This is a genomic window from Citrobacter sp. CK198 (assembly GCF_030333295.1).
In the GTDB taxonomy this organism is placed as follows: Bacteria; Pseudomonadota; Gammaproteobacteria; order Enterobacterales; family Enterobacteriaceae; genus Citrobacter_B; species Citrobacter_B koseri.
The window spans coordinates 200,376-223,793 of the sequence record NZ_JAOWGE010000028.1 but is presented as its reverse complement, the minus strand read 5'-3'; the positions used below and the strand labels follow the sequence as shown (position 1 = coordinate 223,793).

18 protein-coding genes and 7 tRNA genes are annotated in these 23,418 nt (G+C 53.0%); 5 read left to right on the top strand and 20 right to left on the bottom strand.

The window, feature by feature from the left end; translation table 11 throughout:
• Positions 1–96 precede the first annotated feature (96 nt).
• From OGY62_RS07550 to miaB, 6 genes are all read right to left on the bottom strand, one after another.
• On the bottom strand, positions 97–1,005 hold the full coding sequence (locus tag OGY62_RS07550; RefSeq protein WP_047458175.1) for an amino acid ABC transporter substrate-binding protein: 909 nt from the start codon (positions 1,003–1,005) through the stop codon (positions 97–99).
• 360 nt (positions 1,006–1,365) lie between these two features.
• Positions 1,366–2,904, bottom strand: coding sequence for an apolipoprotein N-acyltransferase (gene lnt / locus OGY62_RS07545; RefSeq protein ID WP_110494537.1), 1,539 nt, complete (start codon positions 2,902–2,904; stop codon positions 1,366–1,368).
• Positions 2,905–2,928: 24 nt separating this feature from the next.
• Entirely contained in the window at positions 2,929–3,807 is an 879-nt protein-coding gene (gene corC, locus OGY62_RS07540) for a CNNM family magnesium/cobalt transport protein CorC (RefSeq protein WP_024130542.1), read from the bottom strand.
• A gap of 84 nt (positions 3,808–3,891) precedes the next feature.
• Positions 3,892–4,359 carry an rRNA maturation RNase YbeY gene (gene ybeY, locus OGY62_RS07535; protein WP_115609494.1) on the bottom strand — a complete coding sequence of 156 codons (468 nt, stop codon included), beginning with the start codon at positions 4,357–4,359 and terminating at the stop codon, positions 3,892–3,894.
• Positions 4,356–5,402 carry a PhoH family protein gene (locus OGY62_RS07530; RefSeq protein WP_012133334.1) on the bottom strand — a complete coding sequence of 349 codons (1,047 nt, stop codon included), beginning with the start codon at positions 5,400–5,402 and terminating at the stop codon, positions 4,356–4,358. Before OGY62_RS07530 ends, ybeY begins: the two co-directional genes overlap by 4 nt.
• Before the next feature lie 243 nt (positions 5,403–5,645).
• Positions 5,646–7,070, bottom strand: coding sequence for a tRNA (N6-isopentenyl adenosine(37)-C2)-methylthiotransferase MiaB (gene miaB / locus OGY62_RS07525; protein ID WP_024130541.1), 1,425 nt, complete (start codon positions 7,068–7,070; stop codon positions 5,646–5,648).
• A gap of 145 nt (positions 7,071–7,215) precedes the next feature.
• On the opposite strand from miaB, the gene ubiF reads away from it, so the two are divergent.
• Entirely contained in the window at positions 7,216–8,391 is a 1,176-nt protein-coding gene (ubiF, locus tag OGY62_RS07520; RefSeq protein WP_049012052.1) for a 3-demethoxyubiquinol 3-hydroxylase, read from the top strand.
• Between the two features lie 101 nt (positions 8,392–8,492).
• Here the strand turns inward: ubiF and OGY62_RS07515 are convergent.
• The 12 genes from OGY62_RS07515 to nagB all read right to left on the bottom strand — a co-directional run bounded on the left by OGY62_RS07515 (position 8,493) and on the right by nagB (position 15,365).
• Positions 8,493–8,567 (bottom strand) — tRNA-Gln (locus OGY62_RS07515).
• A gap of 43 nt (positions 8,568–8,610) precedes the next feature.
• A tRNA-Gln gene (locus tag OGY62_RS07510) sits at positions 8,611–8,685 on the bottom strand.
• 6 nt (positions 8,686–8,691) lie between these two features.
• Positions 8,692–8,768 (bottom strand) — tRNA-Met (locus OGY62_RS07505).
• A 16-nt stretch (positions 8,769–8,784) separates the two neighbouring features.
• A tRNA-Gln gene (locus OGY62_RS07500) sits at positions 8,785–8,859 on the bottom strand.
• Positions 8,860–8,895: 36 nt separating this feature from the next.
• A tRNA-Gln gene (locus OGY62_RS07495) sits at positions 8,896–8,970 on the bottom strand.
• Between the two features lie 23 nt (positions 8,971–8,993).
• Positions 8,994–9,078, bottom strand: a tRNA-Leu gene (locus OGY62_RS07490).
• 8 nt (positions 9,079–9,086) lie between these two features.
• Positions 9,087–9,163 (bottom strand) — tRNA-Met (locus OGY62_RS07485).
• A gap of 222 nt (positions 9,164–9,385) precedes the next feature.
• The gene (gene asnB / locus OGY62_RS07480) at positions 9,386–11,050 is read right to left on the bottom strand and encodes an asparagine synthase B (protein ID WP_047458165.1); all 1,665 of its coding nucleotides are present in this window, start codon (positions 11,048–11,050) and stop codon (positions 9,386–9,388) included.
• A gap of 279 nt (positions 11,051–11,329) precedes the next feature.
• Entirely contained in the window at positions 11,330–12,082 is a 753-nt protein-coding gene (nagD, locus tag OGY62_RS07475) for a ribonucleotide monophosphatase NagD (protein ID WP_012133329.1), read from the bottom strand.
• A 46-nt stretch (positions 12,083–12,128) separates the two neighbouring features.
• Entirely contained in the window at positions 12,129–13,349 is a 1,221-nt protein-coding gene (nagC, locus tag OGY62_RS07470) for a DNA-binding transcriptional regulator NagC (protein WP_012133328.1), read from the bottom strand.
• Positions 13,350–13,357: 8 nt separating this feature from the next.
• A complete protein-coding gene (gene nagA, locus OGY62_RS07465) occupies positions 13,358–14,506 on the bottom strand; it encodes an N-acetylglucosamine-6-phosphate deacetylase (RefSeq protein WP_047458163.1) in 1,149 nt (382 codons plus the stop codon).
• A gap of 58 nt (positions 14,507–14,564) precedes the next feature.
• Positions 14,565–15,365 carry a glucosamine-6-phosphate deaminase gene (gene nagB, locus OGY62_RS07460; protein ID WP_012133326.1) on the bottom strand — a complete coding sequence of 267 codons (801 nt, stop codon included), beginning with the start codon at positions 15,363–15,365 and terminating at the stop codon, positions 14,565–14,567.
• A gap of 343 nt (positions 15,366–15,708) precedes the next feature.
• On the opposite strand from nagB, the gene nagE reads away from it, so the two are divergent.
• The 4 genes from nagE to chiQ all read left to right on the top strand — a co-directional run bounded on the left by nagE (position 15,709) and on the right by chiQ (position 21,881).
• Positions 15,709–17,658, top strand: coding sequence for a PTS N-acetyl glucosamine transporter subunit IIABC (gene nagE / locus OGY62_RS07455; RefSeq protein WP_130029124.1), 1,950 nt, complete (start codon positions 15,709–15,711; stop codon positions 17,656–17,658).
• A gap of 323 nt (positions 17,659–17,981) precedes the next feature.
• The gene (gene glnS / locus OGY62_RS07450; RefSeq protein WP_286449694.1) at positions 17,982–19,649 is read left to right on the top strand and encodes a glutamine--tRNA ligase; all 1,668 of its coding nucleotides are present in this window, start codon (positions 17,982–17,984) and stop codon (positions 19,647–19,649) included.
• Between the two features lie 443 nt (positions 19,650–20,092).
• A complete protein-coding gene (gene chiP, locus OGY62_RS07445) occupies positions 20,093–21,499 on the top strand; it encodes a chitoporin ChiP (protein ID WP_012133319.1) in 1,407 nt (468 codons plus the stop codon).
• Positions 21,500–21,548: 49 nt separating this feature from the next.
• Positions 21,549–21,881 (top strand): ChiQ/YbfN family lipoprotein, encoded by a 333-nt coding sequence (gene chiQ / locus OGY62_RS07440; protein WP_047458156.1) that lies wholly within the window; start codon positions 21,549–21,551, stop codon positions 21,879–21,881.
• Positions 21,882–22,004: 123 nt separating this feature from the next.
• Here the strand turns inward: chiQ and fur are convergent, their stop codons facing one another.
• Both fur and fldA read right to left on the bottom strand, forming a co-directional pair.
• Positions 22,005–22,451, bottom strand: a complete 447-nt coding sequence (gene fur, locus OGY62_RS07435) for a ferric iron uptake transcriptional regulator (RefSeq protein WP_007373881.1) — start codon at positions 22,449–22,451, stop codon at positions 22,005–22,007.
• A 289-nt stretch (positions 22,452–22,740) separates the two neighbouring features.
• On the bottom strand, positions 22,741–23,271 hold the full coding sequence (gene fldA, locus OGY62_RS07430; protein WP_047458152.1) for a flavodoxin FldA: 531 nt from the start codon (positions 23,269–23,271) through the stop codon (positions 22,741–22,743).
• Positions 23,272–23,418: the final 147 nt, after the last annotated feature.

Genomic DNA, 23,418 nt, shown 5'->3' with positions numbered 1-23,418 from the left:
TTTTCAGGCCTGATGGGGAACGACCATCAGGCTTATAGTCTGTCCGTGCTGAATGACAATCGAGAGGGCAAGGAGATCCCGCCCCATTTATTTTAGTTAGTTAAGTGCTTTGTCATTCGGTTCTTTGAACAGCGCCTTCATCTCGTCGGACAGTTCGAAATTCATGTTCAGGTTTTTCGGCGGGATTGGGTTTTTAAACCACTTATCAAACCATTTTTCCGCTTCGCCTGAGGTCTGCACCTGGGCAATCGTGTCATCTACCAGCGTTTTAAACTCAGGATCGTTTTTACGCAGCATACAGCCGTAGGCTTCCTGAGATTGCGGCTTACCGACGATCTCCCAGTTGTCTGGTTTTTTGGCTTTCGCGCGTTCACCCGCCAGCAGGGCATCATCCATCATAAAGGCGACGGCGCGACCGCTTTCCAGCGTACGGAAGGAGTCGCCGTGGTCTTTCGCGCTGATAATGCGCATATTCATTTTTTGTTCTTCATTCAGCTTGTGCAGCAGAATTTCAGAGGTGGTACCGGAGGTGACCACGACCGCTTTTCCTTTCAGGTCCGGGAAGTCTTTAATATCGCCGTCTTTTTTCGCCAGCAGACGCGTACCGACGATGAAAATGGTGTCAGAGAACGCAGCTTGTTTCTGGCGTTCGACGTTGTTGGTGGTGGAGCCACATTCAAAGTCGAAGGTTCCGTTCTGCAACAGCGGAATACGGTTCTGGGAGGTAATTGGGATCAACTTCACCTGCAGGTCAGGTTTGTTAAGCTTTTTCTTCACGGCTTCAACGATGGCGTTGGAGTAGTCCTGTGAATAACCGACCACTTTTTGCTGGTTGTCGTAGTAAGAGAACGGCACGGAGGACTCGCGGTGGCCAACGACGATAATGCCATTCTTCGCGATTTTATCCAGCGTACTGCCCGCCGCCGGCGCGGCGTCTTCCGCGTGTGCCAGACCGGCAGACATTCCCATGACCAGCATTGCTGTGGCTAGCTTACGTAATTGCATATCCAACTCCTTTATCGTCTGCGCCATCGACGCATTGATACCCATTGTGAGTGTTTGTGTTGTTATCGTCTGCAACTTGAGCGTGCAGTGTTATGCGTGTTTGTTAACATTTAGTTTGGCTGAATGTAAAGATTTTGCTGCTTTATTGTTTATTTTTGCGAAGTGCGCCGCACCGTTTAGAGGCAAAAATCTTTCATTGCACTGTTTGGGTGCTACCGATGATCGATATTGGTGCGACCAGGTTGCACATATAGCCAAAACAAGGTTTACCTTGTTTAACAAAGCAATAGGCGTGCCAGAATGGAGGGATATAGCCAGGCCGGATAAGACGCATCGCGTCTTATCCGGTAATAAGGGAGATTATTTACGACGCTGACGCAGGCTCATCACCACGGCGCCAAAGCCCATCAGCGCGGTGAGCAACCATAACGGCCAGTTGCCGGTACGGGCATAAGGCGTTAAACCACGGGTTGGCGTAACGTGGGTGGTCAACACGTCGCGGGTAAACTGCGGGATCATCGCCTGAATTTCACCCTGCGGGCCAATGACTGCCGTAATGCCGTTGTTGGTGCTGCGCAACAACGGGCGCGCCAGCTCCAGAGAACGCATTCTCGCCATCTGGAAGTGCTGCCACGGGCCGATAGATTTTCCGAACCAGGCGTCGTTAGAGATGGTCAGCAGATAGTCAGTGTCCGGGCGGAAATTGTCCCGAACCTGTTCACCCAGAATGATTTCGTAGCAAATCGCCGCCGTCAGTTTAAAGCCATGCGCATGCAGCTGTGGCTGTATGTACGGCCCACGGCTGAATGAGGACATCGGCAGGTCAAAGAACGGCGCTAACGGGCGCAGAATCGACTCCAGCGGCACGAACTCGCCAAACGGCACCAGGTGGTTTTTGTTGTAGCGATTGCTGGAATCGTAGCTGTACGGGCTGTCTTTACCCAGCGTGATAATCGTGTTGTAGGTGTCGTAGCGGTTCTGCTTGTTCAGACGCGCATCGACGATGCCGGTAATCAACGTGCTGTTTTTGGATTTCAGCAGATCGTCCATCATGCCCAGAAAACGCTGCTGATTAATCTCCAGATCGGGAATGGCGGACTCTGGCCAGATAATCAGTTGCGATTTCCCCATTTCCGGCTGGGTGGCGTCGAGATAGATTTTCAGCGTATTGATAAGCTGACTCTCATCCCACTTCAGCGATTGGGGAATGTCGCCCTGAACCAGCGAGACCTGCGTGGTTTTTTCCGGCTCCAGCGTATACCACTGGATGTAACGCAGCGGGAAGGGCAGGGCAAATAACACCAGCGCGGCGACCAGAGGACGCCAGTTGCGGGTAACTGCCGCCAGCACCAGCAGGCCGCTGACCATCATCAGCAGGAAGTTGATGGCCTCAACGCCCATCACCGGCGCCAGTCCTTTTAGCGGGCCGTCAATCTGGCTATAGCCGAACTGTAGCCACGGGAAGCCGGTCAGTACCCAGCCACGCAGAAACTCGGTGATTTGCCAGACTACGGGGGCGGCGATCGCCACGCGCAGCCAGGTGGTTTTCGGCCACAGACGCGACAGAATACCGGCGAACAGGCCCGTGTAGAGGGAAAGGTATGCGGCAAGCAGCACCACAAGGAAGACGTTTATCGGGCCGGGCATACCGCCGAACTGCGCGATACTGACGTAGACCCAGTTGATGCCGGAGCCAAAGAGTCCCAGCCCCCAGAAGTAGCCGATAGCAGCCGACTGGAGCGGGCGGCGGTGTAAGGTTAACGCCTGTAGACCCATAAGCGAGATAAGCGCGGCGGGCCAGACGTCATACGGAGAAAAAGCCAGCGTTCCGCAGGCGCCGAATAATAACGCCAGCAGCAGGCGAATGCGCTGGCGTTCAATCAGTGAGGCAAATGCCATTTAGTCTTTAGTCCACTTTTGGTTTTATTCGTCCAGTTTAGGCTGGGGCGAGTCATCCGGTATTCTGACATGAACCTGAATAATACGACGGCTGTCGGCCATAGCGACTTTGAACTGGTAACCATCAATGTCAATGGTCTCACCGCGCGCAGGCAAATGACCGAACGCCTGCATCACCAGACCGCCAATGGTATCGACCTCTTCATCGCTGAAGCTGGTGCCGAAGGCTTCGTTGAAGTCTTCAATCGGTGCGAGAGCGCGAATGGTCCAGGTGTGGCGACTGAGCTGACGGAAGTCGATATCGTCTTCTTCATCATACTCGTCTTCAATTTCACCCACGATCAGTTCGAGAATGTCTTCAATGGTCACCAGACCCGACACTCCGCCAAACTCGTCGATAACGATCGCCATATGGTAACGCTGGGAGCGGAACTCTTTGAGCATGCGATCAACGCGCTTACTCTCCGGGACAACAACGGCCTGGCGTAACACTTTTTCCATGCTGAAGGCTTCGGCATCGCTGCGCATAAACGGCAGCAGATCCTTCGCCATCAGAATCCCTTCAATGTGATCTTTGTCTTCGCTGATGACCGGGAAACGCGAGTGTGCTGACTCAATGATGACATCAAGGCACTCATCCAGCGTCTGGTTGCGTTTCAGGGTAATCATCTGGGAGCGGGGGATCATGATGTCGCGAACGCGCTGGTCCGCAATGTCCATCACCCCTTCGAGCATATCGCGCGTATCTTCATCGATAAGGTCGTTCTGCCCGGAATCACGGATCAGCGCCAGCAGTTCGTCACGGTTTTTGGGTTCACCGTGGAAAAGTTGGCTCAGTAACAGGGAAAAAAATCCCTTTTTGCTGTTTAACGTGTCACTACTGTGTGAATTGTCGTCGCTCATGGCGTCGTATGGGTTCTCATGTTGGTTAATAGGTCGCTCGTCATGCATATACTTAACGGCTGACGGCATGTTTGTTCATCGTACTTAGTCTTTCTCGGAAATGTACGGGTCCTCATAGCCCAGAGCAAGCATAATCTCTGTTTCGAGGGCTTCCATCTCTTCCGCTTCATCGTCTTCGATATGGTCGTAGCCCAGCAAATGCAGGCTGCCGTGCACGACCATATGCGCCCAGTGGGCCTCCAGCGGCTTATCTTGTTCTTTCGCTTCTTGCTCCACTACCTGGCGGCAGATGATCAGATCGCCCAGCAGCGGCATCTCCATACCTGGCGGCGCTTCAAACGGGAAAGAGAGCACGTTGGTTGGCTTATCTTTCCCGCGGTAGGTCAGGTTAAGATCGTGGCTTTCGGCTTCATCCACCAGGCGAATCGTCACTTCTGATTCTTCCTGAAACTGTGGGATCACCGCATTCAGCCACGTCTGAAACTGGCTCTCTTTCGGCAGGCCGGAATGGTCTTCACATGCCAGTTGTAAATCGAGGATCACCTGACTCATTTTTGTTCCTGCTCCTGCGCTTCACGCTTACGTTCTGCCGCCAGCGCTGCCTTGCGTTTTTGTTCCGCTTCTTCCCAGGCTTCATAGGCGTTAACGATACGGGCAACCACCGGATGGCGCACCACGTCTTCGCTGTGGAAGAAGTTAAAGCTGATCTCTTCGACTTCCGCCAGCACTTCTATCGCATGGCGCAGGCCAGACTTCGTGTTGCGCGGCAGGTCAATCTGCGTGACGTCGCCGGTAATAACCGCTTTCGAATTAAAGCCGATACGCGTCAGGAACATCTTCATCTGTTCGATGGTGGTGTTCTGGCTCTCATCGAGAATAATAAAGGCATCGTTCAGCGTACGACCGCGCATATAGGCCAGCGGCGCGACTTCAATGACGTTGCGCTCAATCAGCTTTTCTACTTTCTCGAAGCCGAGCATCTCAAACAGCGCGTCGTACAGCGGGCGAAGATACGGGTCGACCTTCTGGCTCAGGTCGCCTGGCAGAAAGCCCAGTTTTTCCCCGGCTTCCACCGCCGGACGGGTCAGCAGAATACGACGAATTTCCTGACGCTCAAGAGCGTCCACGGCAGCGGCAACGGCGAGGTAAGTTTTCCCCGTACCGGCAGGGCCAACGCCGAAAGTAATGTCGTGATCGAGAATGTTGGCGATATACTGCGCCTGATTCGGCGTGCGCGGCTTAATCACGCCACGCTTGGTTTTAATATTTATCGCCTTGCCATAGTCAGGAACGCTCTCCGCGCTTTGTTCCAGCACGCGCGCTTCTTTAATCGCAAGGTGGATTTGTTCCGGCTCGATGTCCTGAATCTGACCGCGCATCGGGGCGGTATCGACGTACAGGCTGCGCAGGATATCTACCGCGGCGGTGACGCAAATCGGGCGACCGGTCAGCTTAAAGTGATTGTCACGACGGTTGATCTCGATGCCGAGACGGCGTTCCAGTTGTTTGATGTTGTCGTCAAACGGGCCGCAAAGGCTCAACAGACGGGCGTTGTCTGCGGGCTCAAGGGTAATTTCGCGAGTGTCTATGTTCAAACTGTTCCTCTTATGCCTGAGTCGCCGGAAAATGAAAATTCACCGGCAGATAAGGAAATTATTCACGCCACAGGATAAAGGCGCAAGCATTGCAATGAAGATGGGGGCGTAGGGGGGAATTACAAGGCCTGTCTGTTATTTGCCGGATGGCGGCACAAGTGCCTTATCGGGCCTACGAACCATATTGTGCCGTAGGCCCGATAAGTGCAGCGCCATCGGGCATTTTTTCGCTTGTCAGCAGGATTAAGGCTGGTAAAAACCGACGCCAATCTCGTTTTCTTTACGGGTACGGGCAATGACTGACTCCGGCGTTTCAGCCACGCGCAGCCCCATCTCATCTTCGGTACGTACAACCTTGCCGCGCAGAGAGTTGGTGTAGACATCGGTGATTTCCACATCCACAAACTTACCGATCATCTCCGGGGTGCCTTCAAAGTTCACCACGCGGTTATTTTCGGTACGGCCTGACAGTTCCATAATGCTCTTACGCGAGGTGCCTTCCACCAGAATACGCTGGACGGTGCCGAGCATCCGACGGCTCCAGGCCATCGCCTGCTGGTTAATACGCTCCTGTAGAATATACAGACGCTGCTTTTTCTCTTCTTCCGGCACATCGTCAACCATATCGGCCGCCGGTGTTCCCGGACGCGCCGAGAAGATAAAGCTGTAGCTCATGTCGAAATTGACGTCGGCAATCAGCTTCATGGTCTGTTCGAAGTCCTGAGTCGTTTCGCCAGGGAAGCCAACGATGAAGTCCGAGCTGATTTGAATATCCGGGCGCGCCGCGCGCAGTTTACGGATGATCGCTTTGTACTCCAGCGCCGTGTGGGTACGCCCCATCAGATTCAGTACGCGATCCGCGCCGCTCTGTACCGGCAGGTGCAGGAAGCTCACCAGTTCCGGCGTATCACGGTAAACTTCGATGATGTCATCGGTGAACTCGATCGGGTGGCTGGTGGTGAAGCGGATGCGATCGATCCCGTCGATGGCGGCAACCAGACGCAGCAGGTCGGCAAAGGAGCCGGTGGTGCCGTCGTAGTTTTCACCGCGCCAGGCGTTAACGTTCTGACCGAGCAGGTTGACTTCACGCACGCCCTGAGCGGCAAGCTGGGCGATCTCAAACAGGATGTCGTCAGACGGACGGCTGACCTCTTCACCACGGGTATACGGCACCACACAGTACGTGCAGTATTTATTACACCCTTCCATGATGGAGACAAACGCGGTCGGGCCTTCCGCACGCGGTTCCGGCAGGCGGTCGAACTTCTCGATTTCCGGGAAGCTGATGTCCACCACCGGGCTGCGGTCGCCACGAACGGAGTTGATCATTTCCGGTAAGCGGTGCAGCGTTTGCGGGCCAAAAATAATATCGACATAGTGCGCACGCTGACGGATATGGTCGCCTTCCTGGGAGGCCACGCAACCGCCGACGCCGATAATCAGATCCGGGTTCTTCTCTTTTAAGAGTTTCCAGCGGCCTAATTGATGGAAGACTTTTTCCTGAGCCTTCTCGCGGATTGAGCAGGTATTCAGCAGCAGCACATCCGCTTCTTCCGCGACCTCGGTCAGTTGATACCCGTGGGTAGCATCCAGCAGATCGGCCATCTTCGATGAATCGTACTCGTTCATCTGACAGCCCCAGGTTTTAATATGGAGTTTTTTGGTCATCGACTTGCTCTTGCGAAATAGTGGCTGAATTGCAGGGCGCATAGTGTAATGCTTTGGCGCGGTTGTGACCAGTATGACGCTTATCAGCCCTTAGAGGTAAAAAATCCTGTAAACTTGTCTTATCAACGTAACAGGATGAGTGACCATGACAAATCAACCAACGGAAATTGCCATTGTTGGCGGGGGGATGGTCGGTGGCGCGCTGGCGCTGGGACTGGCGCAGCATGGATTTACCGTCACGGTGATTGAACATGCTGAGCCTGCGCCGTTTGTGGCCGACAGCCAGCCTGATGTGCGTATTTCAGCGATCAGCGCGGCGTCGGTGTCGCTGCTTAAAGGCCTGGGCGTCTGGGATGCGGTGCAGGGGATGCGCAGCCATCCGTACCGTCGTCTGGAAACCTGGGAGTGGGAAAACGCCCATGTGGTGTTTGACGCCGCCGAGCTTAAGTTACCGCTGCTTGGCTATATGGTTGAGAATATCGTGCTGCAACAGGCGCTGTGGCAGGCGCTGGACGCGCACCCGAAAGTGACGCTGCGCGCGCCTGCTTCACTGATTGCGTTGCATCGCCACAATGATCGACATGAGCTGGAGCTGGCGGATGGCGAGCGTCTTACCGCAAAACTGGTGATCGGCGCTGACGGTGCGAACTCGCAGGTACGACAGCTGGCGGGGATTGGCATTCATGCCTGGCAGTATGCTCAGTCCTGTATGCTGATTACCGTACAGTGTGAGAACGATCCCGGTGACAGCACCTGGCAGCAATTTACGCCAGACGGCCCACGGGCCTTTTTACCGTTGTTCGACAACTGGGCATCGTTGGTGTGGTATGACTCACCAGCGCGTATTCGCCAGTTGCAGAACCTGAGTATGCCGCAGTTGCAGGTGGAAATTATGCAACATTTTCCGTCGCGTCTGGGGGCGGTCACACCGGTTGCGGCAGGCGCTTTTCCGCTGACGCGCCGCCATGCGTTGCAATACGTACAGCCTGGCCTGGCGCTGGTGGGGGATGCGGCGCATACCATTCATCCATTAGCCGGGCAGGGGGTAAACCTGGGGTATCGTGATGTGGATGCGCTGCTGGATGTGTTGATCAGCGCCCGCAGTCATGGCGAAGTCTGGGCCAGTCACCAGGTGCTGAAACGCTATCAGACGCGCCGCATGGCGGATAACTTCATTATGCAAAGCGGAATGGATCTGTTCTATGCCGGTTTCAGCAATAATCTTCAGCCGCTGCGCATTATGCGTAATATTGGATTGATGGCGGCAGAGCGCGCAGGCGTGTTGAAACGTCAGGCCCTGAAATATGCGTTAGGGTTGTAGGATATTCTGTGCCTGATAGCGTTGCGCTTATCAGGCCTACACCGCCCCCCGGCGCGCCAGACAGAAAAGCAAAAAGCTCGCCGAAGCGAGCTTTTTTAATGTGGCTGGGGTACGAGGATTCGAACCTCGGAATGCCGGAATCAGAATCCGGTGCCTTACCGCTTGGCGATACCCCAATGGTTGGGTCTTTGCGTTCGTCATCCGAACGTCTTTCAAATTTGGCTGGGGTACGAGGATTCGAACCTCGGAATGCCGGAATCAGAATCCGGTGCCTTACCGCTTGGCGATACCCCAAAAATTTGGTGGCTACGACGGGATTCGAACCTGTGACCCCATCATTATGAGTGATGTGCTCTAACCAACTGAGCTACGTAGCCAGATTGTTTTCTTCGATGGCTGGGGTACCTGGATTCGAACCAGGGAATGCCGGTATCAAAAACCGGTGCCTTACCGCTTGGCGATACCCCAATGACCGTCGCGGCAATCCGCAAACTCGAAGAAATATGGCTGGGGTACCTGGATTCGAACCAGGGAATGCCGGTATCAAAAACCGGTGCCTTACCGCTTGGCGATACCCCATCCGTGCAACGCGTACTGGTGAATGGTGCGGGAGGCGAGACTTGAACTCGCACACCTTGCGGCGCCAGAACCTAAATCTGGTGCGTCTACCAATTTCGCCACTCCCGCAAAAAAGATGGTGGCTACGACGGGATTCGAACCTGTGACCCCATCATTATGAGTGATGTGCTCTAACCAACTGAGCTACGTAGCCATCTTTTTTCGCGTTACCTTATCGGCGTTGCGGGGCGCATTATGCGTATTGAGCCTTGAAGCGTCAACCTCTTTTTCATTGAAAATGGCCGGAATGTGACTGTTTGGTTAGGTTGCGAACAGCGTGACGCAATATTCGGCAATTATTGGTTATTAATCGTTTTTTGCGGTGAAAAAACGGCGTAAAAAAAGAGCCCCGCAGGACTCTTTTTAACACGATAACTTATTTATAAGCGGACTGGTGTACGCCGACGGCGCGGCCTGATGGATCGTCCATCGTTTTGAACGCCTCATCCCATTCGATGGCCTTCGCAGAAGAACAGGCGACGGACGGGCCGCCTGGTACACATTCTGCCGCGCTGGGTACCGGGAACAACTCTTCGAAGATTTCACGGTACAGGTACGCTTCTTTAGAAGATGGCGTGTTGTACGGGAAACGGAAGCGGGCGGTTTCCAGTTGCTGGTCGGAAATTTGCTCCGCCGCGACCTCTTTCAGCGTGTCGATCCAGCTGTAGCCGACGCCGTCAGAGAACTGCTCTTTTTGACGCCATGCCACGCTTGCGGGCAGGTAGGATTCAAAACATTCACGCAGGATATGTTTCTCCATTTTGCCGTTGCCGCACATTTTATCTTCCGGGTTGATGCGCATCGCCACATCGAGGAATTTCTTATCCAGGAACGGGACGCGGGCTTCGACGCCCCAGGCAGACATCGCTTTGTTGGCGCGAGCGCAGTCAAACATATGCAGCGCCTGTAGTTTACGCACGGTCTCTTCGTGCAGTTCTTTGGCGTTTGGCGCTTTATGGAAGTAGAGATAGCCGCCGAACACTTCATCGGAACCTTCACCGGACAGCACCATTTTGATTCCCATCGCTTTGATTTTACGCGACATTAAATACATCGGCGTCGAGGCGCGAATGGTGGTGACATCGTAAGTTTCGATGTGGTAAATCACGTCGCGAATCGCATCCAGACCTTCCTGCACGGTGAAGTGAATTTCGTGATGCACGGTGCCGAGATGGTTTGCCACTTCCTGCGCGGCTTTCAGATCCGGGGAGCCTTCCAGACCGACAGCAAAGGAGTGCAACTGAGGCCACCAGGCTTCCGAACGTTCCTGATCTTCCACGCGGCGTGCGGCGAATTTCTTGGTGATGGCGGAAATGATGGAGGAATCCAGGCCGCCCGAGAGCAATACGCCGTATGGCACGTCTGACATCAGGTGGCTTTTGACGGACTCTTCCAGCGCCTGGCGCAGCACGTTTTTGTCCGTTTCGTTGTCTTTTACCGCGTCGAACTCGAACCAGTCGCGCTGGTAGTACTGACGAATCTCACCGTCTTTGCTCCACAGGTAGCTGCCTGCCGGGAACTCTTTAATCGTGCGGCAGACCGGCACCAGCGCCTTCATTTCAGAGGCGACATAAAAGTTGCCGTGCTCGTCATGACCCATATAAAGCGGGATGATCCCGATGTGGTCGCGACCAATCAGCCAGGCATCCTGTTCGCTGTCGTACAGCGCAAAGGCGAACATACCCTGTAAGTCGTCGAGAAATTCCACCCCTTTTTCCTGGTACAGCGCGAGGATCACTTCACAGTCAGACCCGGTCTGGAACTGATAGCGGTCGCCATATTCCGCGCGTAATGCCTGGTGGTTATAAATTTCACCGTTAACGGCCAGCACATGTGTTTTCTTTTCGTTGTACAGCGGCTGCGCACCGGCGTTGACGTCGACAATAGACAGACGCTCGTGTGCCAGAATCGCGTTATCGCAGGCGTAAATACCGGACCAGTCAGGGCCGCGATGGCGCATCAAACGTGACAGCTCAAGGGCTTTTTTACGCAGCTCAACCGCGTCTGTTTTGATATCGAATACGCCAAAAATAGAACACATAACCTTCTCCATTAACCCGTTGCGTGGTGCTTTTTTGTGTTTGCTTGTTTATGAAAATGCCGCAAAGCCGCAGGGTTCGCAAGAGATTTGGCGTGATGAAAGAAAAAAATGCAATGGCAGTTGTTGAATGATGAAAAAAGATTACGTAATGAGCGTGTTTATTGATGAATCGATAATTTTATGGCGATTTTATTAAACGATGTTTTTTATCAGGCCTACGATTCGAACAGAACAATATTGTAGGCCTGATAAGCGCAGCGCCATCAGGCTGGGGGGCGTTTAGATAACGTCGATTTCGGCGACGGAAGGATAAATCCAGCTTGGTCTGAACGGCATGTCGTCGATATCGTTGAGCGTTGAGACGCCAGAGAGCACCAGAATGGTTTCCAGGCCGGCCTGGAATCCTGCCAGAATATCGGTGCGCAGATTGTCGCCGACGATAACGGTCTCTTCCGAGTGTGCCTGCATTTTGTTTAACGCGGCGCGGATAATCCACGGGCTGGGTTTACCGACGTAAAAAGGCTTACGACCAGAGATTTTTTCAATACCTGCACAGAGCGCGCCGCAGGCCGGATAGAAACCACGACCGTGGGTATCGGGGTTGGTGGCGATGAAACGGGCGCCGTTGGCGACGAAGAAGGCCGCCTTATGCATCATGTCCCAGTTATAGGAGCGGGTCTCGCCGACAATCACAAAATCGGGATTGACGTCGGTAATGGTAAAACCTGCTTTATACAATTCGTGAATTAGTGCGCCTTCACCGACCACATAGGCTTTCTTGCCTTCCTGACGACGCAGAAAATCGGCGGTGGCCATCGCGGAAGTATAAAAAACGCTGTCCGGTACGTTAACCCCTGCGGTAGCAAAGCGGTTCGCCAGATCCTGGCCGGTCTGCGAAGGGTAATTGGTCAGCAGCACCAGCGGCAGACCTTTTTCCATTACATCCGTCAGAAATTCTGCCGCACCGGGTACGGCAACATTGTCGTGCATCAGCACGCCGTCAATATCACAAATTACATTCTTGATGGTCATGAACTACCCAAAGGATTTAGTCATAATGCGCCACTATAAAAGCTCATTAATTTTCCAGCAAATGTTGCAACAAAATGCCGTTGAGCATGGCGCGTTTCACCAGCGCAAATGCGCCGATGGCGGAGCGGTGATCCAGCGTGGAACGGACAACCGGCAAATTTTTGCGAAACGCTTTCAGCGCCTGTGTGTTGATGCAGCTTTCGATCGCCGGCAGCAGCACTTTATCCGCTTCGGTAATTTCACCGGCAATCACGATTTTTTGCGGATTAAACAGGTTGATAGCGATAGCGATGGTTTTGCCCAGATGACGACCAACGTGTTCAATCACCTCTGCCGCTAAGCTGTCACCTTTATTAGCTGCCTTGCAGATGGTTTTAATCGTGCAGTCGTCCAGCGTAACGCGACTTTGGTAGCCCTGCTTGAGTAAGTGCTGTACGCGTTGTTCAATGGCCGCGTTGGCGGCGATGGTTTCCAGACAGCCAAAATTGCCGCAGTGACAGCGCTCGCCCAGCGGCTCGACCTGAATATGACCGATCTCCCCGACGTTGCCGTTGCGACCAATAAAAATGCGGCCATTTGAGATAATCCCGGCGCCAGTCCCCCGGTGTACGCGCACCAGAATGGAATCTTCGCAATCCTGGCTTGCACCGAAATAGTGCTCGGCCAGCGCCAGACTGCGGATATCGTGACCGACAAAACAGGTTACGTGAAAACGTTTTTCCAGCGCTTCAACTAATCCCCAGTTTTCAACCTGAATATGCGGCATATAGCGGATCACGCCGCTTTCGGGATCGACAAGACCCGGCAGGATCACGGAAATCGCGATTAACTCGCGAAGTTTACGCTGATTACTGTCGACGAATGTGGTGATGGCATTGAGCAGGGCATGTTCCAGCGTCTCCTGAGTGCGCTCTGGCAATGGATAGTGCTCTTCAGCCAGCACTTTACTGCTCAGGTCAAACAGGGTAATGGTTGCGTCATGTCGACCCAACCGCACGCCAATGGCATGGAAATTACGGGTTTCGGTAACGATGGAGATGGCGCGGCGGCCCCCGGTGGAGGCCTGCTGATCAACTTCTTTGATCAGCCCGCGTTCAATGAGTTGACGCGTAATTTTGGTTACGCTGGCGGGAGCAAGCTGGCTTTGCTCGGCAATCTGAATACGCGAGATTGGCCCGTGCTGGTCAATCAGGCGGTAAACGGCCGCGCTGTTAAGCTGTTTTACGAGATCAACATTACCTATTTGAGCTTGTCCGCCTGGTGTCATACTTTCTCTTACTCAGTAACGACCTCGTTACCATTAACGATGGTCTTGATGATTTTAAAGTCGTGGGTGAAGGCGGTCAGGTTCGCAACTTTACCCGGCGCGAGGCTGCCGAGCTGCTTATCGACGCCAATCGCGCGCGCAGGGTAGAGCGTCGCCATACGCAGCACTTCATCCAGCGCAATACCGCAATGTTCAACCAGATTACGCACGCCTTCGATCATGGTTAATGATGATCCGCTCAGCGTACCGTTCTCATCCACACACAGTCCATTACGGTAGTATATTGTTTTACCAGCAAAAATGAACTGTTCAATGTTTGCACCCGCCGGAGCGGTTGCATCGGTCACCAGGCAAAGTTTGTCACCTTTCAGACGTTTAGCGTTACGAATGTTGACGTAATCAACATGCAGACCATCCGCGATGATGCCGCAATAAATATCGGCATCGTCAAGAATGGCGCCCGCCAGACCCGGTTCACGGCCTGTAATATACGGCATCGCGTTGAACAGGTGGGTGGCAAAGGTGATCCCTGCGCGGAAACCGGCTTTCGCCTCTTTTAACGTCGCGTTGGAGTGACCGGCTGAAACCACAATGCCCGCCGCCGCCAGTTTGGCGATCACTTCCGCCGGCACCATTTCCGGCGCCAGTGTGACTTTGGTGATCACATCGGCATTATCGCACAGGAAGTCCACCAGCGCAGCGTCAGGTTGGCGGACAAAACTCGGATTATGGGTGCCTTTTTTGACCAGGTTCAGCCACGGACCTTCAAGATGAAGACCTAATGCCTGATTCGGGTATTTCGCCAGGTATTCACGCATGACGCGAATGCCCTGTTTCATCAGATCGTCGCTGGTGGTAATCAGCGTCGGCAGGTAGCTGGTGCAGCCTGATTTCTCATTGGCTTTCTGCATGATTTCCAGCGTTTCGACAGTCACCGCGTCAGCGGTATCGTTGAACTGGACGCCGCCGCAGCCGTTTAATTGCACATCAATAAAACCGGGGGAGAGAATGGCCCCATTCAACGCGCGTTGTTCTATCTCTGGCGGCAGTTCCGCCACTGGACAGATGCGATCAATCAGGCCATTGGCGACAACAATCGCATGGTCATCAAGAATTTCGTGACCGGTAAAAATCCGGCCCTGGGTTAAAGCATACATTCCGACCCCCGATTTCAAAAAATGCCGCCCTGCGTCTGCGTACAGGGCGGAGATAACATTACAGACCTTTAATATTTTCGGCTTCTAACTCGTTGAAATATTTCAGTGTCTTAACTTTCAGTTCCATAGTGGAAGGTTCGTCGCACACCACGACCGCTTTCGGATGCAGTTGCAGACAGCTAATGGTCCACATGTGGTTGACGTTGCCTTCGACAGCCGCCTGTAGCGCCTGCGCTTTCTGATGGCCCAGCACCAGAATCATCACTTCTTCTGCGTCCAGCAGCGTACCCACGCCTACGGTCAGCGCATATTTCGGCACCTGGTTGACGTCGCCGTCAAAGAAGCGGGAGTTTGCCACGCGGGTGTCATGGGTCAGCGTTTTGATACGCGTACGGGAAGCCAGGGAAGAAGCCGGTTCGTTAAACGCGATATGGCCGTCGTTGCCTACGCCGCCCATAAACAGGTGAATTTTACCGTAAGAACGGATTTTTTCTTCATAATTACGGCATTCCGCATCGATATCCGGCGCGTTACCGTTGAGCAGGTTAATATTTTCTGCCGGAATATCAACGTGATCGAAGAAATTGCGGTGCATGAAGCTGTGGTAGCTTTCCGGGTGTTCTTTCGGAAGGCCAACATATTCGTCCATGTTGAACGTCACCACATGCTTAAAGCTGACCTGGCCCGCTTTGTGCATTTCGACTAATGCTTTATACGCCGTCAGCGGCGTGCCGCCGGTCGGCAGGCCCAGGACAAACGGGCGATCGGCGGTAGGTTTGAAGGCGTTAATACGGTTAACGATATGGCGAGCAGCCCATTTGCCGACCTGTTCTGCGGACGTCAGGGGGATCAGTCTCATTCTTCACCTCAAAAGTAAAAGTAATAAATTGGCGGATTGAGCATCTGTACGTTAGTAAGCGTAACCTGGATTCGTATGGACAGGCGCTAATCCGTGTTGATTTTTTGAATGATAAAATAAGTTTTCGCAGTTAGCCAGTATAAGGGAGGGTGAATAACGATATTTGGTGATTCAAATCACAAAAAACACGCGTTTAATTTGCGATACGAATTAATTTTTCACACACTCTGAGCGTAGATGAATAATTCATACCGTTGTTGCCAAACATCACGCTTTAACGATTTGTCGCACAATAAAAAAATGGCTTCCAGAAGCCTAATCGGGGTCTCGTAGGGGGAATAAGATGAATATTTTAGGTTTTTTCCAGCGACTGGGTAGGGCGTTACAGCTCCCTATCGCAGTGCTGCCGGTGGCGGCACTGTTGCTGCGATTCGGTCAACCAGATTTACTGAATGTCGCCTTTATCGCGCAGGCGGGCGGGGCGATCTTCGATAACCTCGCACTGATCTTCGCCATCGGTGTGGCATCCAGCTGGTCTAAGGACAGCGCGGGTGCAGCAGCGCTGGCGGGTGCGGTCGGGTACTTCGTCCTGACCAAAGCGATGGTGACGATTAACCCGGAAATCAACATGGGCGTCCTGGCGGGTATCATTACCGGTCTGGTGGGCGGCGCCGTTTATAACCGTTGGTCCGGTATCAAACTTCCTGATTTCCTGAGCTTCTTTGGCGGCAAACGTTTTGTGCCGATCGCCACGGGCTTCTTCTGTCTGGTGCTGGCGGCGATTTTCGGTTACGTCTGGCCTCCGGTTCAGCACGCTATTCATGCGGGCGGTGAATGGATCGTCGGCGCGGGCGCGCTGGGCTCCGGTATCTTCGGTTTCATCAACCGTCTGTTGATCCCGACAGGTCTGCATCAGGTGCTGAACACCATCGCCTGGTTCCAGATTGGCGAGTTCACTAACACGGCAGGTACGGTATTCCACGGCGACATCAACCGCTTCTACGCGGGTGACGGCACGGCGGGGATGTTCATGTCCGGCTTCTTCCCGATCATGATGTTCGGTCTGCCGGGTGCGGCGCTGGCGATGTACTTCGCTGCGCCGAAAGCGCGTCGTCCAATGGTTGGCGGTATGTTGCTGTCCGTTGCGATCACCGCGTTCCTGACCGGTGTTACTGAGCCGCTGGAATTCCTGTTCATGTTCCTGGCGCCGTTGCTGTACCTCCTGCACGCAATATTGACCGGTATCAGCCTGTTCATCGCTACGCTGCTGGGTATTCATGCGGGCTTCTCCTTCTCCGCAGGCGCAATTGACTACGTGTTGATGTATAGCCTGCCTGCGGCCAGCAAAAACGTCTGGATGCTGCTGGTGATGGGCGCGGTATTCTTCGTCATCTACTTCCTGCTGTTCAGCGCGGTAATTCGCGTGTTCAACCTGAAAACGCCAGGTCGTGAAGATAAAGACGACGATATCGTGACTGACGAAGCGAACAGCAACACTGAAGAAGGTATGACCCAACTGGCGACCAACTACATTGCTGCGGTTGGCGGTACGGATAACCTGAAAGCGATCGATGCCTGCATCACCCGTCTGCGTCTGACCGTTGCCGACGCGGCTCGCGTGAGCGATGCGATGTGTAAACGTCTTGGTGCGTCCGGCGTGGTGAAACTGAACAAACAGACCATCCAGGTTATCGTCGGCGCGAAAGCGGAATCTATCGGCGACGAAATGAAGAAAGTGGTGGCGCGTGGCCCGGTTGCGGCAGCGTCTGCTGACAGCGCGCCAGTGACTGCGGCGCCGGCGGTAAAACCGCAGGCGGTTCCTAATGCGGTGACTATCGCGACGCTGGTTTCTCCAGTCACGGGTGACGTGGTTGCGCTGGAACAGGTTCCTGACGAAGCGTTCGCCAGCAAAGCGGTTGGCGACGGCGTGGCGGTGAAACCAACGGATAAAACCGTTGTTTCCCCGGCGGCAGGCACCATTGTGAAAATCTTCAACACCAATCATGCGTTCTGCCTGGAAACTGAAAAAGGCGCGGAAATCGTTGTCCACATGGGGATCGATACCGTTGCGCTGAACGGTCAGGGCTTCAAACGCCTGGTGGAAGAGGGTGCCGAAGTGGTTGCCGGTCAGCCGATCCTGGAAATGGATCTGGAGTTCCTGAACGCCAATGCGCGCTCGATGATTAGCCCGGTGGTTTGCAGCAACATCGACGACTTCAGCGGTCTGGTGATTAAAGCTGAAGGTCAGGTGGTTGCGGGTCAAACGCCACTGTATGAGATTAAAGGCAAATAATCGCTCCTGAGTAGAGTTTGTGCCTGAGCGGCGGGGGGAAACCTCCGCCGCTTTTTTTTTGCAGCCTGTAGGCCGGATAAGGTATAGCCGATATCCGGCAAATGCGCCTGATGGCGCTGCGCTTATCAGGCCTACGGTTCGACGCAGTTTGTAGGCCGGATAAGGCGTAGCCGTCATCCGGCAAAGCGCCGTCGCTTTTTTTTACAGCAATCAGCCCCCATATTTTCTTCAAAGCCACTTTTTAAGTAACTAAAGGTTGTCAGTCTGTCCGGCTTATAAGATCATATGCCGTTATACGTTGTTTACGCTTTGAGGAATCCACGATGAGTGAGGCTGAAGCCCGCCCGACTAACTTTATTCGTCAGATCATCGATGAAGATCTGGCCAGTGGTAAGCACACCACAATCCACACCCGTTTTCCGCCGGAGCCGAATGGCTATCTGCACATCGGCCACGCGAAATCCATTTGTCTGAACTTTGGCATCGCGCAAGATTATCAGGGTCTGTGCAACCTGCGTTTCGATGATACCAACCCGGTAAAAGAAGATATCGAGTACGTTGATTCGATCAAAAACGACGTCGAGTGGTTAGGTTTTCACTGGGCTGGCAACGTTTGCTACTCCTCAGATTACTTCGATCAGCTGCATGCGTATGCGGTTGAGCTGATCACCAAAGGTCTGGCGTACGTCGATGAGCTGACGCCGGATCAGATCCGCGAATATCGCGGTACGCTGAAAGAGCCGGGTAAAAACAGCCCGTTCCGCGATCGCAGCGTGGAAGAGAACCTGGCGCTGTTTGAAAAAATGCGTACCGGTGGTTTTGAAGAAGGTAAAGCGTGCCTGCGCGCCAAGATTGATATGGCGTCGCCGTTTATCGTGATGCGCGATCCGGTGCTGTACCGCATTAAATTTGCCGAACACCACCAGACCGGCAACAAGTGGTGCATCTACCCGATGTACGACTTTACCCACTGCATCAGCGATGCGCTGGAAGGCATTACGCACTCTCTGTGTACGCTGGAATTCCAGGACAACCGTCGTCTGTACGACTGGGTGCTGGACAACATCACCATCCCGGTTCACCCGCGTCAGTACGAATTCTCGCGCCTGAATCTGGAATACACCGTGATGTCCAAGCGTAAGCTGAACCTGCTGGTGACGGACAAACACGTTGAAGGCTGGGACGATCCGCGTATGCCGACCATTTCTGGCCTGCGTCGTCGTGGCTATACCGCGGCCTCCATCCGTGAATTCTGCAAACGCATCGGCGTTACCAAGCAGGACAACACCATTGAGATGGCGTCGCTGGAGTCCTGCATTCGTGAAGATCTGAACGAAAATGCACCGCGCGCGATGGCGGTTATCGATCCGGTGAAACTGGTTATCGAAAACTACCCGCAGGGCGAAAGCGAAATGGTCACCATGCCGAACCATCCGAACAAACCGGAAATGGGCAGCCGTGGAGTACCGTTTAGCGGTGAGATCTGGATCGATCGTGCTGACTTCCGCGAAGAAGCGAACAAGCAGTACAAGCGTCTGGTGATGGGGAAAGAAGTGCGTCTGCGTAACGCCTATGTGGTGAAAGCTGAGCGCGTGGAGAAGGATGCGGAAGGCAATATCACCACCATCTTCTGTACCTATGATGCGGACACCCTGAGCAAAGATCCGGCCGATGGCCGTAAAGTGAAGGGCGTCATTCACTGGGTAAGCGCGGCACACGCGCTGCCGGTTGAAATTCGTCTGTACGATCGTCTGTTCAGCGTGCCGAACCCGGGGGCCGCAGAGGACTTCCTGTCCGTGATCAACCCTGAATCGCTGGTAATTAAGCAGGGTTACGCGGAACCGTCGTTGCAGAACGCCGTAGCGGGTAAAGCGTATCAGTTTGAGCGTGAAGGCTACTTCTGCCTGGACAGCCGCTACACAACGGCGGATAAACGCGTGTTTAACCGTACCGTAGGTCTGCGCGATACGTGGGCTAAAGCGGGCGAGTAAAGCCACCGCATCACATCACCTTCCAACGCCGCATTTTGCGGCGTTTTTTTATCCTTTCCATTTTGTCATCCCACTCTCTGTTTGCAGAGCGAATTAATGCCGCCAGGAAAATAATTTCGCAACAAAATAGTTTTGGCATAGTGAATTTATGGAATGAATATCATTTCATGTGAAACCGATTTCATGTGCATGGAAAACAAGACAATTTTAACTTTTGTTCATCTTTTTTAGCGCCTGATGAAAATGTAACAGAAAGCAATGAAATATGTGCGGTTGCTCATACTCTTACATTCTCGTTACAGAAAGAGATTGATAATTCGCGTCGCGAAAAATAGTCTATTCACTGTAGTCTGCGAGGTTTTTCTCAACGCTACTTTTACATTTTTATTTTTCGCTGTCCGCTTTTGTTCGGCAGCATTTTATACGTCAAAGAGGATTAACACATGCGTACGTTTAGTGGCAAACGTAGTACGCTGGCGCTGGCTATCGCCGGTATCACAGCAATGTCAGGTTTGGTCGTCGTTCCACAGGCTCAGGCCGAAGGCTTTATTGACGATTCCACGTTAACAGGCGGCATCTATTACTGGCAGCGTGAGCGTGACCGTAAAGATGTCACCGACGACGACAAATATAAAACCAACCTTTCACACGCTACCTGGAACGCCAATCTGGATTTCCAGTCTGGTTATGCGGCTGATATGTTCGGTCTGGATATCGCGGCATTTACCGCGATAGAAATGGCGGAAAACGGCGACAGCGGACACCCCAACGAAATCGCCTTCTCGAAAAAGAATAAAGGTTACGATGAAGATTATTCTGGCGATAAGAGCGGGATCAGCCTCTATAAAGCCGCGGCAAAATTTAAGTACGGGCCAACCTGGGCGCGTGCGGGGTATATCCAGCCGACCGGTCAGACGCTGTTAGCGCCGCACTGGAGCTTTATGCCGGGTACTTATCAGGGCGCGGAAGCCGGAGCGAATTTTGACTACGGTGATGCGGGCGCGCTGAGTTTCTCCTATATGTGGGCCAACCAATATAAAGCGCCGTGGCACACCGATGTTGATAAATTCTATCAGGCCGATAAAAAGACCAAAGTGGATTACCTCCACTCTATCGGCGCTAAATACGATTTCAAAAATGACCTCGTGCTGGAAGCGGCATTTGGTCAGTCAGAAGGGTATGTCGACCAGTATTTTGCCAAAGCCAGCTACAAATTTGATTTGGGCGGCAACCCGTTCACCACCAGCTATCAGTTCTATGGTGCGCGCGACAAAGTTGATGATCGCAGCGTAAACGATATTTATGACGGCACCGCCTGGTTGCAGGCGCTGACTTTCGGTTACAAAGTGGCCGAAGTCGTCGATTTGCGCCTGGAAGGGACCTGGGTTAAGGCGGACGGTCAACAAGGTTACTTCCTGCAACGTATGACGCCAACTTACGCATCCTCAAACGGTCGTCTGGATATCTGGTGGGATAACCGCTCAGACTTTAACGCCAACGGCGAAAAAGCCGTCTTCTTCGGTGCGATGTACGATCTGAAAAACTGGAACCTGCCGGGCTGGGCAGTGGGGGCGTCATACGTTTACGCCTGGGACGCGAAGCCATCAACCTGGCAGATTACCCCGGATGCGTACTATGACAAAAACCGTACCATTGAAGAGTCTTCTTACAGCCTTGATGCGGTCTACACCCTACAGGAAGGCCGTGCCAAAGGCACCATGTTTAAACTGCACTTCACAGAATATGACAACCACTCCAACATTCCAAGCTGGGGCGGCGGTTACGGCAACATCTTCCAGGATGAACGTGACGTGAAGTTCATGGTTATCGCTCCGTTCACTATTTTCTGATGCCCGTTGCGGCAGGCGATTTGTCTGCCGCAACGTTGAGGACACTGATATGAAAAAACTGTTACTCATCGCCATGATGGCATCGGGACTGGTGGCCTGCGCGCAGCCAACCGCGCCCAAAGAAGACAGTCAGTTAAAAGAGGCGTACAGCGCCTGCATCAATACGGCGCAAGGTTCGCCAGAGAAAATTGAGGCCTGTCAGAGCGTACTGAACGTGCTGAAGAAAGATGACCAGCACAAGCAGTTTGCTACAGAAGAGAGCGTGCGCGTGCTGGATTATCAGCAGTGCATTCAGGCTACGCGTACGGGGAACGATCAGGCGGTGACCGCCGATTGCGACAAAATCTGGCAGGAAATTCGCAGTAAAAATAGCGCCAAATAAAAGCAGGGCGGGTTAATGGCGGGCGGAGAGAACTCTCCGCCCGTTTGCGTTTTTTAAGGCCGCTACCGGGTCGGAGGCATAAAAAAAGCCAACCGGTCGGTTGGCTTTTTAGCAGGGTTCACATTACTTCGCGTCGTGCGCGTGCTCGTCTTCCCGGCAATCGCCTTCAGCGCAGTGGCCGTAGAGATAGAGGCTGTGGTTCGTCAAACGAATGCCATGCTTAGCCGCAATCTCACGCTGGCGCGCTTCGATGGAATCATCACTGAATTCGATCACTTTGCCACAATCGAGGCAAATAAGGTGATCGTGATGATGCTGTTGGGTCAGCTCAAAAACGGATTTACCGCCTTCAAAATTGTGGCGGGTTACGATACCGGCGTCATCAAACTGGTTCAGCACGCGGTACACGGTCGCCAGCCCAATCTCTTCACCCATGTCGATCAGACGTTTATATAAATCTTCCGCACTGACGTGATGGTTATCCGGTTCCTGAAGAACTTCCAGAATTTTTAAACGAGGAAGCGTTACTTTCAGGCCAGCCTTCTTTAATGCGGTATTGTTGTCAGTCATGCGGAATCTGTCCTGTTGCTAAACGATTCACTTCCAACAAAGAAGTGACAGAAATTGCACTTGAGATAATGCGTTTCATTATAGAACTGCCACGCCTAAATGAAAACTGCAAGCCTCCGGCAAATATTGTTAATAAAAACGAGGTATCGCCAACAAACACACTGTGCAATACCAGAATAACACCCGGACATTGTACAGGGTCAGGCAAGAAAGTTACAAATTTGTAGCAATTATTTTAATTGGTTTTATCTATTGATGCGACGCAGATGCTTTTCTGCGCCGCACAAAATCAGGCGTTAATGATTTCGTCGAGGTGCAGTTCGCCGGAAATCTGTTTAACCCATTTTTCAACGCGCTCTGCGGTCAGTTCAGGCTGACGGTCTTCGTCGATAGCCAGACCAACAAAGTGATCGTCGTCAGCCAGACCTTTGGACGCTTCAAAATGGTAGCCCGCCGTTGGCCAGTGGCCGACGATGGTCGCGCCGCGCGGCTCAATGATGTCGCGGATGGTGCCTAACGCGTCGCAGAAATATTCTGCGTAATCTTCCTGGTCGCCGCAGCCGAACAGCGCCACCAGTTTACCGTTAAAATCAATCTCTTCGAGAGTCGGGAAGAAGTCATCCCAGTCACATTGCGCTTCACCGTAGTACCAGGTCGGGATGCCCAGCAGCAGGATGTCGTACCCTTCCAGGTCCTCTTTGCTGCTTTTCGCAATGTCATGCACATCGGCAACGTCTTTACCAAGCTGTTTTTGAATCATTTTTGCGATATTTTCGGTATTACCGGTGTCGCTGCCGAAAAAGATGCCAGTGATTGCCATGAGTAAAATAACCTCTTGAAACTTATTGAAATGGTGGTGGCGTATTGCCCGCAGATAAGGGCAATCATAGCAGAACAGTCAGGCATGCGGAAACAGCAATCACGCGGGACTGCACTCTGTGCTACATGATTTATGATATTGAGCAGT